The organism is Pseudomonas flexibilis, from assembly GCF_000806415.1.
GTDB classification, from domain to species: Bacteria; Pseudomonadota; Gammaproteobacteria; order Pseudomonadales; family Pseudomonadaceae; genus Serpens; species Serpens flexibilis.
In genome coordinates, this window is sequence record NZ_JTAK01000005.1 from 147787 (window position 1) to 161622 (window position 13836).

Below are 13836 nucleotides of genomic sequence, written 5' to 3' on the forward strand. Positions count from 1 at the left end.
GCTGGTGAAGGTTCGCGGTGAAGCGGTTGAAATGCTCGGCCATGTGGCTGACCTCGTCCCGGCCACGCGCTTCCAGGCGTTGTGTCAGATCGGCTTCGCCACTGGCGATACTGGCCATCGCCTGCACCGCATCATTCAGCGGCCGGGTGATGCTGCGGGCAATCAACGTCAGCAGCAGGCCGCTGAGCAGAACGATAACCATGCCAATGGCTGAGGCCTTGAAGGTCTGGGTAATGAACTGCTCGCGGATATCGTCGATATATACGCCCGTTCCCAGAATCCAGCCCCAGGGCTCGAAGAGTTGTACATAGGAAATCTTCGGCACCGGAGTGTCGTGGCCTGGCTTGGGCCAGCGGTATTCGACGGTACCGGCACCCCGGGCCTTGACCACGCTTACCATGACATTGAACAACTCCGTCCCGTCCGGATCCTTGTAATCACGCAGGGACTCGCCGTTCAGTTTCGGGTTGGTCGGGTGCATGATCATGCGCGGATGCAGGTCATTGACCCAGAAGTAGTCGTTTTCGCCATAGCGCAACTGCGCCAGCAGCTTCTGGGCTTCCTCCTGGGCCTTGGCGCGGTCCATGACCCCCTGGGTTTCCAGGCGATGGTACTGCTGGAGAATGCCGAGGGCGCTTTCGACCAGGTGCTGTGTCTTTTCCGCTTTCCCCCGGTGCAGATCCCCATAAAGTTGCTGGAGCTGGAATACCCCCTGGACAACTAGCATCAAAAGGAATAGGGCAAGGATTAGCCAAAGTCGGTGGCGAATAGGCAAGGAGCGCAAGAACATGGTGTTAACCCTGATTCATTTTTATTTACGGTGACTCTGGCTGCTTTGCTTCAAGTCGATAGGTTGCCGCAAGTCGGCGTAAGTTGCATCAGGGTGCGACATAACGTCCATTACCCTTTAGGCGAAGTTCAACTCCTCTTGGAAGTCAAAATTCAATATTAGATAGGGAGGTAATAAATAAATCGCTGCAAGAACCGCGGGAAAAGAACGTTTTTCCATCGATATCCAAGCTCTGGTAGCATGGCGCGCCCCTAGCCGACCCTGATGCCGGCACCTTCTCGAACCGGGCGCAGCGCGCCGCCCCCTAAGGAGTGTTATGGATCTTTGGACCGCCTTTCAGGCCTTGCTGCTAGGCATTGTCGAGGGACTGACTGAGTTTCTACCGATTTCAAGTACCGGCCATCAGATCATCGTTGCCGACCTCATCGGGTTTGGCGGGGAAAGGGCGCGGGCGTTCAACATCATCATCCAGTTGGGAGCCATTCTTGCGGTGGTCTGGGAGTACCGCCGCAAGATCCTCGATGTGGTGGTCGGGCTGCCGCGTCAGCGCTCGGCGCAGAGCTTCACTTTCAACCTGCTGCTGGCCTTCCTGCCGGCGGCTGTGATCGGTGTGATCTTTTCCGACCTGATCCACGAGTTCCTCTTCAACCCCATCACCGTGGCTGCTGCCCTGGTTGTAGGTGGCGTCGTGATGCTCTGGGCGGAGCGGCGTCCTCATGCCGTTCAGGCCGAAACGGTCGATGACATGCGCTGGTCGCAGGCGCTGAAGGTGGGTTGCGCCCAGTGCCTGGCCTTGATACCCGGCACCTCGCGTTCGGCCTCGACCATTATCGGCGGCCTGCTGTTCGGCCTGTCGCGCAAGGCGGCCACCGAGTTCTCCTTCTTTTTGGCCATGCCCACGATGGTGGGTGCCGCGGTGTACTCCGGCTACAAGTACCGGGACCTGTTTCAGCCGGCCGATCTGCCGGTCTTCGCGCTGGGTTTCGTGGTGTCGTTCATCTTCGCCATGCTGGCGGTGCGCGCGCTGCTAAGGTTCATCGGCAATCACAGCTACGCGGCGTTTGCCTGGTATCGCATCGCGTTCGGTTTGCTGATTCTCGCTACCTGGCAGTTCGGATGGATCGACTGGAGCACAGCACAAGGTTGAAACCCGCCCACTTGCTCGTGTTTGCCGCCCTGATGGCGGTCCCGGTTGGCAGCGCCCTGGTGCTGGGCTTTCCCATTGCACTGGTGGCCTACCTGCTGGCCAGTTTGGTGACCTACGGCCTGTACCGGCATGACAAGCGCCAGGCGCAGCGCGGCCGTTGGCGCATTCCGGAAAAGCTGCTCCACGCGGCGGCCCTCTACGGGGGTTGGCCTGGAGCACTGGTTGCCCAGCAGCGCCTGCGCCACAAGACACGCAAGCTCCGCTTCCTGATGCCGTTCTGGAGCATCGTGATCGTGCATCAGCTGTTCTGGGTCTACTGGCTGCTGCCAGAAAGCTACCGGTTCCTTAGCTGACCAAACACACGTCAAAGGGCTGTTTTGGCTGGAGGGAAGGCGTACAATCCGCCCCTTTTTGCCCCTCCGGGGCAGCTCAAGCAGGAACCCGCCTTGATCTCCACCGCCAATATCACCATGCAGTTCGGCGCCAAGCCGCTGTTCGAGAATGTTTCCGTCAAGTTCGGCAATGGCAACCGCTACGGCCTGATCGGCGCCAACGGCTGCGGCAAGTCCACCTTCATGAAGATCCTTGGCGGTGAGCTGGAGCCATCCGCTGGCCAGGTGATGCTCGAACCCAACACCCGCCTGGGCAAACTGCGCCAGGACCAGTTTGCCTACGAAAACAACACCGTGATCGACACTGTGATCATGGGTCACGAGCAGCTGTGGAAGGTCAAGGCCGAGCGTGATCGTCTCTATTCGCTGCCGGAGATGAGCGAGCAAGAGGGCATGGCGGTGGCCGAGCTGGAAGTGGAATTCGCCGAGCTGGATGGCTACACCGCCGAGTCCCGCGCCGGCGAGCTGCTGCTGGGCGTCGGCATTCCGCTGGACCAGCACTTCGGTCCGATGAGCGAGGTGGCGCCGGGCTGGAAGCTGCGCGTGCTGCTGGCGCAGGCGCTGTTCTCCGATCCGGACGTGCTGCTGCTCGACGAGCCGACCAACCACCTGGATATCAACACCATCCGCTGGCTGGAAGGCGTGCTCACCGCGCGCAACAGTACCATGATCATCATTTCCCACGACCGCCATTTCCTGAACAGCGTGTGCACGCACATGGCCGACCTGGATTACGGCGAGATCCGCCTGTTCCCGGGCAACTATGACGAGTACATGATCGCCGCGACCCAGGCCCGCGAGCGCCTGCTGTCCGACAACGCCAAGAAGAAGGCGCAGATCGCCGAACTGCAGACCTTCGTCAGCCGCTTCTCGGCCAACGCCTCCAAGGCCAAGCAGGCCACCAGCCGTGCCCGGCAGATCGACAAGATCCAGCTGGAAGAGGTCAAGCCGTCCAGCCGTGTCAGTCCGTTCATCCGTTTTGAACAGACCAAGAAACTTCACCGCCAGGCGGTGACGCTGGAGAAGGTCAGCCAGGGTTTCGATGGCCAGGCGCTGTTCAAGAACCTGTCGCTGCAGATCGAGGCCGGCGAACGCGTCGCCATCATCGGCCCCAACGGCATCGGCAAGACCACGCTGCTGCGTACCCTGGTCGGCGAGATGCCGCCCATGACCGGCGAGGTGAAATGGACGGAAAGCGCCGAAATCGGCTACTTCGCCCAGGACCATGCCGAGGACTTCGAAGACGACGTCACCCTGTTCGACTGGATGGCCCAGTGGACCCAGGGCGGCGAGCAGTTGGTGCGCGGCACCCTCGGCCGCATGCTGTTCTCCAACGACGAGATCAAAAAGTCGGTGAAGGTCATCTCCGGTGGCGAGCAAGGCCGCATGCTGTTCGGCAAGCTGATCCTGAAGAAGCCCAACGTGCTGGTAATGGACGAGCCGACCAACCACCTGGACATGGAGTCCATCGAGGCGCTCAACCTGGCGCTGGAGAACTACCCGGGCACGCTGGTCTTCGTCAGCCATGACCGCGAGTTCGTCTCCTCGCTGGCCACCCGCATCATCGAGCTGTCGGAAAACGGCGTGACCGACTTCAGCGGTAGCTACGACGACTACCTGCGCAGCCAGGGCGTTCTCGTTTAACCCAGGGTAGGGCGCCGCGCTGTGGCGCCCTACCCGCGGTAGAACACCTGCACCAGGTGATAGCCGAACTGGGATTTCACCGGCCCGTGAATTTCGCCCACGGCCTTCTTGAAGATCACCTCGTCGATCACCCGCACCATCTGGCCCGGCCGCACCTCGCCCAGATCGCCGCCGCGCTTGCCGGACGGGCAGGTGGAGTATTTCTTCGCCAGCGTGTCGAACGGCTCACCAGTGGCAAGGCGTTTCTTCAATTGGGCCGCTTCGGCTTCGGTCTTCACCAGGATGTGGCGTGCCATGGCTTTGGCCATTCTTGGACTCCTTACTGCGGGGGGCGGCATTCTGCCGGCTTCACCCGCGCGGCTCAACGCAGGAGCTCAAGAATCCGCTGGCAGGTGACGTTCCCTTTAACCCGGTCTTTATCCATGAACAGCGCAAAGAACCCCCTGCACGGCGTCACCCTGGAGCATCTGCTGACCGAGCTGGTCGAGCATTACGGTTGGCCAGGATTGGCACAGCGTATCGACATCCGCTGTTTCAGCAGCGATCCGAGCATCAAGTCCAGCCTGACCTTCCTGCGCAAAACACCCTGGGCGCGGGACAAGGTCGAGGCGCTATATGTGCAGTTACGCCAGCGCAAAGGCTGAGACAGCACGGCTATAGTGCTCACGCCCCCATTGCTCGGAAAGATACGCATGCGCGCGTTATTGCTCATCTCCCTGCTGTCTTGCGCCGGCATGGCGCTCACCGAGCCACGCCTGCTGGCGCTGAGCGTCGGCGGCCATGCCTTGCATGCCGAATACGTCTTCACCGCCGAGGATCGCCAGCGTGGCCTGATGGGGCGCACCGAGCTCGCCGAGTCCGCCGGCATGCTGTTTCGCTTTCCGCAGCTGAAGACCCAGTGCCTGTGGATGAAGAACACGCCGTTGCCCCTGTCGGCGGCATTTCTGGACGAGGCGGGGCGCATCATCAACCTGGTTGACCTGCACCCGCACGACCTCACCGTGAAGTGCTCCAGCGCTCCGGCGCGCTATGCCCTGGAAGTCAATCAGGGCTGGTTCAACCAGCGTGGCATCGTGCCCGGCCTACCGTTCGCGGGCCTGCCCGCCGACTGAGCGCAGCGAGCAGGCCGTACTTCAAGTAGAACATCAAGAATCGTTTTTCTTGCCAGTTCAGCAGCTTGAAAAGGCTTTCCAGAAGCGACCTCAGGAAATGCGCTCGGCGATATCCACCAGTTGCTCGCGCATCCAGCGGTTGGCCGGATCCTGGTCGGTACTTTCGTGCCAGTACAGGTGACTGGCCAGCAGCGGCACATCGGCCAGCGGCAGCTCGGCCACATGCAGGGCCTGCTGGCGTGCGAAGCGCTCCGGCACGGTGAGCAACAGGTCGGTTTCCTGCAGCACCCGGGTGGCCATCAGGTAGTGGGGCGAGCGCAGGGCGATGCGCCGCTGCTTGCCCAGCTTGCCCAGTGTCAGGTCGACATAGCCCAGACCATTGCGGCGACTGGAGATATGGATATGGCCTGCCGCCAGATAGCCTTCCAGTGTCAGCGGTCCGTTTGCCAGTGGGTGTCCCGGGCGCATGGCACAGACGAAACGGTCTTCCAGCAGCTTGATGTGACGCACCTGCGGGTCGCTGTTGAGGGGCACGTCCACGGCGAAATCCAGCTTGCCTGCAGCCAGTTCACTGGTGGTTTCCCGGCGTCGCGCCAGGGTGCTTTCGATACGCACCTGCGGTGCCAGGCGACCCAGGCGCTGGAAAAGCGGCGGCAGCAGAATGGCTTCGCTCAGGTCGGTCATGCCGATACGAAACGTCTTTGACGCCTCGACGGGGTTGAAGGTCCGGCTTTCCTGCACCGACACCCTCAGCAACTGCAGGGCCTGGCGCACCGAGCCGATGATGTTCTGTGCCATGGGCGTGGGCACCATGCCCTGGGCGGTGCGCACGAACAGCGGATCGTTGAAGGTCTCGCGCAACCGCGCCAGCGCGTTGGATACCGCCGGCTGGGTGATGCCGACGATCTGCCCGGCGCGGGTCAGGTTGGCTTCGCTGTAGATGGCATCGAAGACGATGAACAGGTTGAGGTCGACCTTGCTGAGTCCCATAACGTGAGTTCCCTGCGAAAACGAGCGTGCCGGATATTATCCAGGTTATGAATGTTTATACACGCCAAAAATAGGCTGGGTATATCTGCAGGGCTGTCCTAGGATTTCGACCAGTCATTCGACCCTACAGGTGCCAGCATGGATTTCGCCTATTCGCCCAAGGTGCAACAGCTTCGTGAGCGGCTCACCGCGTTCATGGAGGAACATGTCTATCCCGCCGAGGCGGTGTTCGAACAGCAAGTGGCCGAGGGCAATCGCTGGCGGCCGACGGCGATCATGGAAACGCTGAAGGCCAGGGCCAAGGCGGAAGGGCTGTGGAACCTGTTTCTGCCCGAGTCCGACTATGGCGCTGGCCTCTCCAACCTGGAGTACGCGCCCCTGGCCGAGATCATGGGCCGTTCGCTGATCGGCCCGGAGCCCTTCAACTGTTCCGCGCCGGACACCGGCAACATGGAGGTGCTGGTCCGTTACGGCAGCACCGAGCAGAAGAAGCGCTGGCTCGAACCGCTACTGGCCGGCGAGATCCGTTCCGGCTTCGCCATGACCGAGCCCGGCGTGGCCTCCTCGGACGCCACCAACATGCAGGCCAGCGCCCGGCGTGACGGCGACGAGTGGGTGATCAACGGCCGCAAGTGGTGGACCTCCGGCGCCAGCGACCCGCGCTGCACCGTGCTGATCTTCATGGGCCTGACCAACCCGGACAACCCGCGCCACCAGCAGCACTCGATGATCCTGGTGCCCAAGGACACCCCCGGCGTGACCGTGGTCCGCCCGTTGCACGTGTTCGGTTACGACGACGCGCCCCACGGCCATGCCGAGGTGCTGTTCGAGAACGTGCGCGTGCCCTACGAGAACGTCATCCTCGGCGAGGGTCGCGGCTTCGAGATCGCCCAGGGGCGCCTCGGCCCCGGGCGCATCCACCACTGCATGCGCTCGATCGGCATGGCCGAACGCGCCCTGGAACTGATGTGCAAGCGCTCGGTCAGCCGTACCGCCTTCGGCAAGCCACTGGCCCGCCTGGGCGGCAACCTGGACCACATCGCCGACTCGCGCACCGAGATCAACATGGCGCGCCTGCTGACTCTCAACGCCGCCTACATGATGGACACCGTGGGCAACAAGGTGGCGGCCAGCGAGATCGCGCAGATCAAGGTGGTGGCGCCCAACGTGGCGCTGCGGGTGATCGACCGCGCCATCCAGATGCACGGCGGCGCCGGCGTCTCCCAGGATTTCCCGCTGGCCTACTGGTACGCCATGCAGCGCACCCTGCGTCTGGCCGACGGCCCGGACGAGGTGCACCGCGCCAGCATCGGCAAGCACGAACTGGCCAAGTACGTGCCGCGCGAGGCGCTGCGCGGTCGCTGAGGCGCAAGCACCCCTGTCTAAGCTGAGAATGGGCAGCGAGGGCAGGGGCATGGCGGAACAGGCGCGACTGCTGGTGGTGGATGACGACGCCGAGGTGCGCCGTCTGCTGGGCGACTACCTGGGTGGCCAGGGTTACCAGGTGGAAGGCTGCGCCGACAGCACGGCCCTGCGCCAGTCGCTGGCCGCGCAGCTGCCCGATCTGGTGCTGCTGGATGTGGGCCTGCCCGGCGAGGACGGCCTGAGTCTGGCGCGCTTCCTGCGCGAACGGCACGACCTGCCGGTGATTATGATCTCGGGCGCCGGCACGCCCCTGGACCGCATCGTCGGCCTGGAGGTCGGTGCCGACGACTACCTGGCCAAACCCTTCGAGCTGCGCGAACTGCTCGCCCGGGTGCGCAGTGTGCTGCGTCGCTATCGCGTCGTTCCGACCGCGCCGCAAGCTGCCGAGTCGCAGCCATCCGGCATCCCGCTCGGGCGCTTCCGCCTGGAACTGGACAGTCGCCGGCTGCTCGACGAGCAGGGCGCCGACATCGAGCTGACCGCCATGGAGTTCGACCTGCTGCAGGCCTTCGCCCAGCGCCCGAACCGGCCACTGAGCCGCGATCAATTGCTCAACCTGACCCAGAACCGCGACTGGAGCCCGTTCGACCGTTCCATCGACATCCGTATCGCCCGGCTGCGCCGCAAGCTCGAGGACGACCCGGAGAAGCCACGGATCATCCGCACCCTGCGCGGGGTCGGTTACATGCTGGTGACTGGGCGCGACTGAAGGTTTCAATTGTTTCAGCGCGGTTTCCGGGCAATCGGGGCGGCGGAGCGCTTCCTATACTGGCGCTGAACTGACACCGCACGCGGGGAGGGCGTCATGGGCAAGCGCACCTGGCCTGAAGCGGGCAATCCGCTGCGGCAGATCGTCGACAACAGCAGCGCGGTGATCTTCATCAAGGACATCGAAGGCCGCTACCGGCTGGTCAATCCGGCCTTCGAGCGTCTGTTCGGCGTACCTGCCGAGCGGGTGCTGGGCCGCGACGACCACCAGCTGTTCCCGGGCGAGATCGCCGATGCCCTGCTGTGCAACGACCGCCGCGTGCTCGAGCAGGGGCGCTCCATCGAGGTCGAGGAGCAGGTGCTCTGGCAGGGGAGCCAGTACACCTATCTGACCACCAAGTTTCCGATCTGCGACAGCCACGGCCAGGTGGTGGGCGTGGGTGGCATCGCCGCCGACATCAGCGAGCGCAAGCGTACCGAGGACGCCCTGCGGCATGTCGCGCTGGGCGTGTCGCGGGCCACCGGCAACGCGGTGTTTCCCGCCACCGTGCGCTATCTGGCGTCCTCCCTGCAGGTGGATTTCGCCTTCGTCAGCCACGCCAGCCGGCCGGACAGCACCCACCTGTCCACCCTGGCGGCCAATTACCGGGGCGAGGCCATCGACAACTTCGACTACGTGCTGCAGGGCACTCCGTGCGCCGAGGTGTTCGGCCAGCGCTTCCTGTACATCCCGCGGGGCCTGGGCGAACGCTACCCGCTGGATGCGCTGCTGAAGCACATCCGTATCGACAGCTATGCCGGCTACCCGTTGTTCGCCAGCGATGTCCGTCCGCTGGGGCTGATTGCCGTTGGCCATGCGAGCGAGTTGCCGGAACGCGAGCGCGTGGAGTCTGTGCTGCGCATCTTCTCGGTGCGGGTCGCCGCCGAGGTGGAGCGGGCGGCGCTGGAACAGCAGCTGCGCCAGGCGCAGCGCATGGAAGCCATCGGCCACCTGACCGGCGGCATTGCCCACGACTTCAACAACCTGCTGACCAGCATGCTCGGCTACACGCAGATGGCCGAGGAGCTGGCGGGCGAGCGCGGCGACGCGCCGCTCGGCCGCTACCTCGGGCGCATCCGCCAATCGGCCGAGAAGGCCCGCGACCTGATCCGCCAGATGCTGGTCTTCAGTCGCGGCAGTCGGGGTCAGCCCCGCGTGGTGTCGCTGGCCGCGCTGGTCGAGGAGTTTCGCCCGCTGCTGCAATCCGCCTTGCCGGCCGGCATCGAGCTGGATCTGCAGCTCGGCCAGGGTCTCGCGCCAGTACGGGTCGACCCGCTGCAGCTGGAGCAGGTGCTGATGAACCTGTGCATCAACGCCCGCGACGCCATGAACGGCAGCGGACGCCTGCGCATCGCGCTGCACGCGCGCAGCCTGGTGGACGGCCTGTGCGCGTCCTGTCAGCAACGCATCGCCGGCGACTTCCAGGCGCTGTGTGTGGAAGACAGCGGGCCCGGTATCGACGAGTCCGTTCAGCACACCATCTTCGAACCCTTCTACACCACCAAGGCGCCGGGGCAGGGCAGTGGCATGGGGCTGTCCATGGTGCACGGTCTGGTGCACGAGTACGGCGGTCACCTCCTGCTGCACAGCCAGCCGGGGAAGGGCGCCCGCTTCGAGGTGCTGCTGCCCGGCCTGCCGGGCTCACCGGCTGTGTCGGCCCGGCCGGCCGGCGACCATGAAACGCCGCGCGAGCAGCTCCGGGGGCGGGTCTGCGTGGTGGATGACGATCCGCTGGTAGGCGAGTACCTGCAGGACTGCCTGAGCCACTGGGGACTGCAGGTCACCGTCTGGAGCGACGCCGAACAGGCGCGCACGGCGTTGCTGGCAGAGCCCGGAGCCTGGGATGCGCTGATTCTCGACCAGAGCATGCCGCGCCTGTGCGGCCTAGCGCTGGCCAAGCAGGTGCTGGCGGTGCGTGCGGACCTGCCAATCGCCCTGCATAGCGGCTTCAGCGATCCGGACGATGAACGCACTGCGCGGCAGCTCGGACTCACACTGTTGCACAAGCCGGTGGCCGCGCCGGTACTGCACGACTGGCTGAGCAGCCGGTTGCCAGGCTGAAACCCTTCGGCAACACACCGGCAGCACTCCGACATCGGCGCGATACGCACGGGGCGAATACTGGCCTCGACTGCCACCCAGGGCAGCCGTCACCGGAGGTTCCCATGCACCGCTCATCCCTGACCCGCGCCATGCACTGGCTGCGCGCCTACCTCGATTCTGACCAGTTGTTCTTCATCTACCTGGCCGAAAGCCAGCGTCATGCAGGCTGATGCCCGGGAGGTTCCGATGAAACGCCTTGCCATCTTCGCTTACGGCATCCTCTGCTATGCCGTGTTCTTCGCCACCTTCCTCTACGCCATCGCCTTTGTCGGCGATCTGCCCGGCGTGCCGCGCACCATCGACGGCGCGCCACGGATGGCGTCCCTGCCGGCACTGCTCATCGACCTGGTACTGCTGGCCCTGTTCGCCGTGCAGCACAGCCTGATGGCGCGGCCGGCCTTCAAGGCGCTGTGGACGCGGATCATCCCGGCGGCCGCCGAACGCAGCACCTATGTGCTGTTCTCCAGCCTGGCGCTGATCCTGCTGTTTCGCTTCTGGCAGCCGCTGGGCGGGCAGGTCTGGTCAATCCACAGCACCGTCGGCCAAGTGCTGATGTACGCCGGCTTCGCCTTCGGCTGGGCGCTGGTGCTGTACAGCACCTTCCTGATCAATCACTTCGATCTGTTCGGCCTGCGCCAGGTCTGGCTGCACCTGCGCGGCCAGGCCTACCGGCCGCTGGCGTTCAAGACCCCGGCCGCCTACCGGCTGGTGCGGCATCCGCTGTATGTGGGTTGGTTCTTCGCCATCTGGTGCACGCCGCAGATGAGCATGACCCACATGCTGTTCGCCCTGGTGACCGCGGCCTACATCCTCACGGCGATCCGCTTCGAGGAGCACGACCTGCTCGCCGCGCACCCGGAATACGCCGATTACCGGCGCCGCGTGCCGATGCTGCTGCCCCGGTTGCGCACGCCCGCCGAGCCGCTCGACGAAGCGATCTGATTGGCATGAAACGACAAGGGCGCCGTGAGGCGCCCTTGTCGTTTCGCGGGAGTCGCTTACTGCTGTGCCGGCTTATCGCGGGTCTTGAACAACGAGAGGAGCACGCCACCGGCCAGCAGGCCGAGGGTCACGCTCAGCGACAGCACGGCGGGTACCTTGCCGATGAAACCGTGGGCGAAGATCTTGCCGCCGATGAAGATCAGCACCAGCGCCAGGGCGTACTTGAGGTACACGAAGCGGTGCATCAGCGCCGCCAGGGCGAAATACAGCGAACGCAGGCCGAGGATGGCGAAGATGTTCGAGGTGTAGACGATGAACGGGTCCTGGGTGATGGCGAATACCGCCGGTACGCTATCCACCGCGAACACCAGGTCGGCCAGCTCGATCAGCACCAGGCAGAGGAACAGCGGCGTGGCGTAGAGCAGGGCACGCTCGGCGCCCGCCGGCTTCAGGCGCACGAAGAAGCGGCCTTCGTGCAGGGTGTCGGTCATGCGGATGTGGCGGCGCACGAAGCGGATCATGCGGTTGTTTTCCAGGTCCGGGTGCTCCTCCTCTTCCTTCTGGAAGAGCATCTTCACCCCGGACAGCAGCAGGAAGGCGCCGAACAGGTAGAGCACCCACTCGAACTCCTTCACCAGCGCGGTACCCAGGCCGATCATGATGGCGCGCAGCACCACCACGCCGATGATGCCCCAGAACAGCACCCGGTGCTGATAGCGACGCGGGATGCTGAAGGCACCGAAGATCATCGCCATCACGAACACGTTGTCCATGGACAGCGACTGTTCCACCAGAAAGCCGGTGTAGAACTCCATGGCGCTCTGCGCGCCGAGCTCGAACCACACCCACACGCCGAACAGCACGCCCACGCTGAAATAGCCGCTGTAGAGCAGCAAGCTCTCGCGCATTTCGATTTCGCGCTCTTCGCGGTGCAGGACGCCGAGGTCGAGGACCAAGAGCAGGATGACAATGGCCAGGAAGCCCAGCCAGAACCAGGCGGGGGTGCCCAGGAAGGGGGTGGTGAGAAAGTCGAACGGATGCATCGGTCAGGCCCTCCAGCATCGGATTGTCGGAAACAGCTGACTCCGACATCGCGGTGGGAAACCCACCGCCAGAGGGGCCCGGCGTCAGTGCGGCGCATAGCCTAAGCCTGTCCGCTGCCGTCTGCAACGGTGGGATTCAGCGAACCCACACCTCCACCCGCCGGTTGCGGATGCGCCCGGATTCGGCCTGGTTGTCGGCCACCGGCAGGTCGTCGCCGATGCCCAGGACCTGGGTATGAGTCACGCCGAGGCGCGACAGCGCGCGGCGCACCGTCTCGGCCCGCAGGCGCGACAGCAGGCGGGCGCGGCCAGGGTCGCTCTTGGCATCGCCGAACCCCACCAGGACCAGTTGTGCATCGTCACCGGTGTGGGCGTCCAGATAGTCGCGCACGCGCAGCAGGTCACGCACCGCCTTGTTGTCCAGCTGGGCGCTGCCTTCCTGGAAGCGGAAATTGACCGACAGGCGTCGGCCGGCTTGCGCCAGCTGGCGGTAGTCGACGGGCAGGTCGGCGTGCGCCTCGACCGGGATGGCGCGCACGGCCTGACCGATGAAGCCCACCTGCTCGACGATGCGCTGGCCCTCGGCACTCTGGGCGAAATCGATCAGCGTCTGCGCCCAGGGGTTGTTGTCGTCCGGTGCTCGGTACAGGAACAGGCGACGGGCCAGCGGGTAATCCTCCGTGGCGATGCTGTCCGGGCTGGGCAGCAGTGCCTGGGCGCCGCCGGCGGAAATGGCCAGGGCGCGGGTTCTGCCCACGGAGGCCAGGCCGACGAAACCGATCCCCTGGGGATCCGCCAGCACGGCCTCGGCCAGCCGATCATTCGATTCGAAGCGCTGCGCGGCCGCGTCCAGTTTTCTGCCCTGGGGCGCCAGCACCAGTTCCTTGAAGGTGTCGTAGGTGCCGGACTGGTCATCGCGGGCATACAGGCGCACCGGCGCATCCGCGCCGCCCAGCTGCCGCCAGGAGCGCAGCTCCCCGGAGAACAGCGCTGCCAGTTGATCCACATCCAGGGTACGTAGCGGATTGGTAGGGTGCACGATGATGGCCAGGCCATCGATCGCGATGACCTGCTCGGCGGCCGCCGAGCGCAGGTCGCCGCGACGGGCGAGCGCATCCGCCTCGCTGTCCTTCACCGGTCGAGACGACGCTGCCAGCTGGGCACTGCCTTCGCGTAACGCCCGAAAGCCGGTGCTGGAGCCATGGGCGACGACCGCGATGCCGACCCAGCTTCCGTCGGGCTTGCGCGCCTGTATCGTCTGTTCGTTCTCCTGTCGCCCCGGCCGGCGGGTGATGACGCTGAAACCCTGCTGGCGGAACAGCCCCTCGATGAGGGCCGGCGCCAGGGCCGCGCCAACGGTATTGGAGCCCTGGATATTCAGCAGGGTGGCGGGCTGCGGACTGGCGACGCTCAGCGCGCAACCGGAAATCAGCGAAACGGCAAGCAAGGCACGCAACAGCGACATGCGGCGACTCCGGCAGGATGATGCCGCGCAAGGCT

General features: G+C 64.7%; 13 protein-coding genes and 1 pseudogene. 9 read left to right on the forward strand and 5 right to left on the reverse strand.

The window, feature by feature from the left end; all coding sequences use genetic code 11:
• Nucleotides 1-13 precede the first annotated feature (13 nt).
• Nucleotides 14-790: pseudogene (locus PT85_RS18615) on the reverse strand (cache domain-containing protein); the annotation flags it as partial.
• Between the two features lie 316 nt (nucleotides 791-1106).
• Between PT85_RS18615 and PT85_RS12945 the strand changes: the two are divergent.
• From PT85_RS12945 to PT85_RS12955, 3 genes are all read left to right on the forward strand, one after another.
• On the forward strand, nucleotides 1107-1937 hold the full coding sequence (locus PT85_RS12945) for an undecaprenyl-diphosphate phosphatase (RefSeq protein ID WP_027591395.1): 831 nt from the start codon (nucleotides 1107-1109) through the stop codon (nucleotides 1935-1937).
• Nucleotides 1934-2290 carry a DUF1294 domain-containing protein gene (locus PT85_RS12950; protein ID WP_234702703.1) on the forward strand — a complete coding sequence of 119 codons (357 nt, stop codon included), beginning with the start codon at nucleotides 1934-1936 and terminating at the stop codon, nucleotides 2288-2290. The genes PT85_RS12945 and PT85_RS12950 overlap by 4 nt, the downstream gene beginning before the upstream one ends.
• A gap of 93 nt (nucleotides 2291-2383) precedes the next feature.
• The gene (locus PT85_RS12955; RefSeq protein WP_027591397.1) at nucleotides 2384-3973 is read left to right on the forward strand and encodes an ABC-F family ATPase; all 1590 of its coding nucleotides are present in this window, start codon (nucleotides 2384-2386) and stop codon (nucleotides 3971-3973) included.
• Nucleotides 3974-4002: 29 nt separating this feature from the next.
• Here PT85_RS12955 and PT85_RS12960 read toward each other — a convergent pair whose 3' ends face one another.
• Nucleotides 4003-4281, reverse strand: a complete 279-nt coding sequence (locus PT85_RS12960) for a peptidylprolyl isomerase (RefSeq protein ID WP_039606861.1) — start codon at nucleotides 4279-4281, stop codon at nucleotides 4003-4005.
• Between the two features lie 114 nt (nucleotides 4282-4395).
• Between PT85_RS12960 and PT85_RS12965 the strand changes: the two genes are divergently transcribed.
• On the forward strand, nucleotides 4396-4617 hold the full coding sequence (locus PT85_RS12965; protein WP_027591399.1) for a VF530 family protein: 222 nt from the start codon (nucleotides 4396-4398) through the stop codon (nucleotides 4615-4617).
• A gap of 48 nt (nucleotides 4618-4665) precedes the next feature.
• On the forward strand, nucleotides 4666-5085 hold the full coding sequence (locus PT85_RS12970) for a DUF192 domain-containing protein (protein ID WP_027591400.1): 420 nt from the start codon (nucleotides 4666-4668) through the stop codon (nucleotides 5083-5085).
• Nucleotides 5086-5175: 90 nt separating this feature from the next.
• On the opposite strand, the gene PT85_RS12975 is transcribed toward PT85_RS12970, so the two are convergent.
• Nucleotides 5176-6075 carry a LysR family transcriptional regulator gene (locus PT85_RS12975; protein ID WP_027591401.1) on the reverse strand — a complete coding sequence of 300 codons (900 nt, stop codon included), beginning with the start codon at nucleotides 6073-6075 and terminating at the stop codon, nucleotides 5176-5178.
• Between the two features lie 138 nt (nucleotides 6076-6213).
• On the opposite strand from PT85_RS12975, the gene PT85_RS12980 reads away from it, so the two are divergent.
• The 4 genes from PT85_RS12980 (at nucleotide 6214) to mddA (ending at nucleotide 11293) form a co-directional block, all read left to right on the forward strand.
• Complete coding sequence (locus tag PT85_RS12980) at nucleotides 6214-7440, forward strand: acyl-CoA dehydrogenase (RefSeq protein WP_027591402.1); 1227 nt, start codon at nucleotides 6214-6216, stop codon at nucleotides 7438-7440.
• A 49-nt stretch (nucleotides 7441-7489) separates the two neighbouring features.
• Entirely contained in the window at nucleotides 7490-8209 is a 720-nt protein-coding gene (locus tag PT85_RS12985) for a response regulator (protein WP_039606862.1), read from the forward strand.
• A 96-nt stretch (nucleotides 8210-8305) separates the two neighbouring features.
• Nucleotides 8306-10309 (forward strand): hybrid sensor histidine kinase/response regulator, encoded by a 2004-nt coding sequence (locus PT85_RS17515; protein ID WP_052237675.1) that lies wholly within the window; start codon nucleotides 8306-8308, stop codon nucleotides 10307-10309.
• Nucleotides 10310-10537: 228 nt separating this feature from the next.
• A complete protein-coding gene (gene mddA, locus PT85_RS12995; protein ID WP_037009532.1) occupies nucleotides 10538-11293 on the forward strand; it encodes a methanethiol S-methyltransferase in 756 nt (251 codons plus the stop codon).
• 56 nt (nucleotides 11294-11349) lie between these two features.
• Here the strand turns inward: mddA and PT85_RS13000 are convergent, their stop codons facing one another.
• Nucleotides 11350-12336: a TerC family protein gene (locus PT85_RS13000; RefSeq protein ID WP_027591336.1), complete on the reverse strand. Its 987-nt coding sequence runs from the start codon at nucleotides 12334-12336 to the stop codon at nucleotides 11350-11352.
• A gap of 136 nt (nucleotides 12337-12472) precedes the next feature.
• A complete protein-coding gene (locus PT85_RS13005) occupies nucleotides 12473-13801 on the reverse strand; it encodes a substrate-binding domain-containing protein (RefSeq protein WP_052237676.1) in 1329 nt (442 codons plus the stop codon).
• Nucleotides 13802-13836: the final 35 nt, after the last annotated feature.

Excerpts from the sequence above, each read along its gene's own strand:
- PT85_RS12945 (WP_027591395.1), top strand. The coding sequence starts at position 1,107 with ATGGATCTTTGGACCGCCTTTCAGGCCTTGCTGCTAGGCATTGTCGAG.
- PT85_RS12960 (WP_039606861.1), bottom strand. The coding sequence starts at position 4,281 with ATGGCCAAAGCCATGGCACGCCACATCCTGGTGAAGACCGAAGCCGAA.
- PT85_RS12965 (WP_027591399.1), top strand. The coding sequence starts at position 4,396 with ATGAACAGCGCAAAGAACCCCCTGCACGGCGTCACCCTGGAGCATCTG.
- PT85_RS12970 (WP_027591400.1), top strand. The coding sequence starts at position 4,666 with ATGCGCGCGTTATTGCTCATCTCCCTGCTGTCTTGCGCCGGCATGGCG.
- PT85_RS12975 (WP_027591401.1), bottom strand. The coding sequence starts at position 6,075 with ATGGGACTCAGCAAGGTCGACCTCAACCTGTTCATCGTCTTCGATGCC.
- PT85_RS12980 (WP_027591402.1), top strand. The coding sequence starts at position 6,214 with ATGGATTTCGCCTATTCGCCCAAGGTGCAACAGCTTCGTGAGCGGCTC.
- PT85_RS12985 (WP_039606862.1), top strand. The coding sequence starts at position 7,490 with ATGGCGGAACAGGCGCGACTGCTGGTGGTGGATGACGACGCCGAGGTG.
- PT85_RS17515 (WP_052237675.1), top strand. The coding sequence starts at position 8,306 with ATGGGCAAGCGCACCTGGCCTGAAGCGGGCAATCCGCTGCGGCAGATC.
- mddA (WP_037009532.1), top strand. The coding sequence starts at position 10,538 with ATGAAACGCCTTGCCATCTTCGCTTACGGCATCCTCTGCTATGCCGTG.
- PT85_RS13000 (WP_027591336.1), bottom strand. The coding sequence starts at position 12,336 with ATGCATCCGTTCGACTTTCTCACCACCCCCTTCCTGGGCACCCCCGCC.
- PT85_RS13005 (WP_052237676.1), bottom strand. The coding sequence starts at position 13,801 with ATGTCGCTGTTGCGTGCCTTGCTTGCCGTTTCGCTGATTTCCGGTTGC.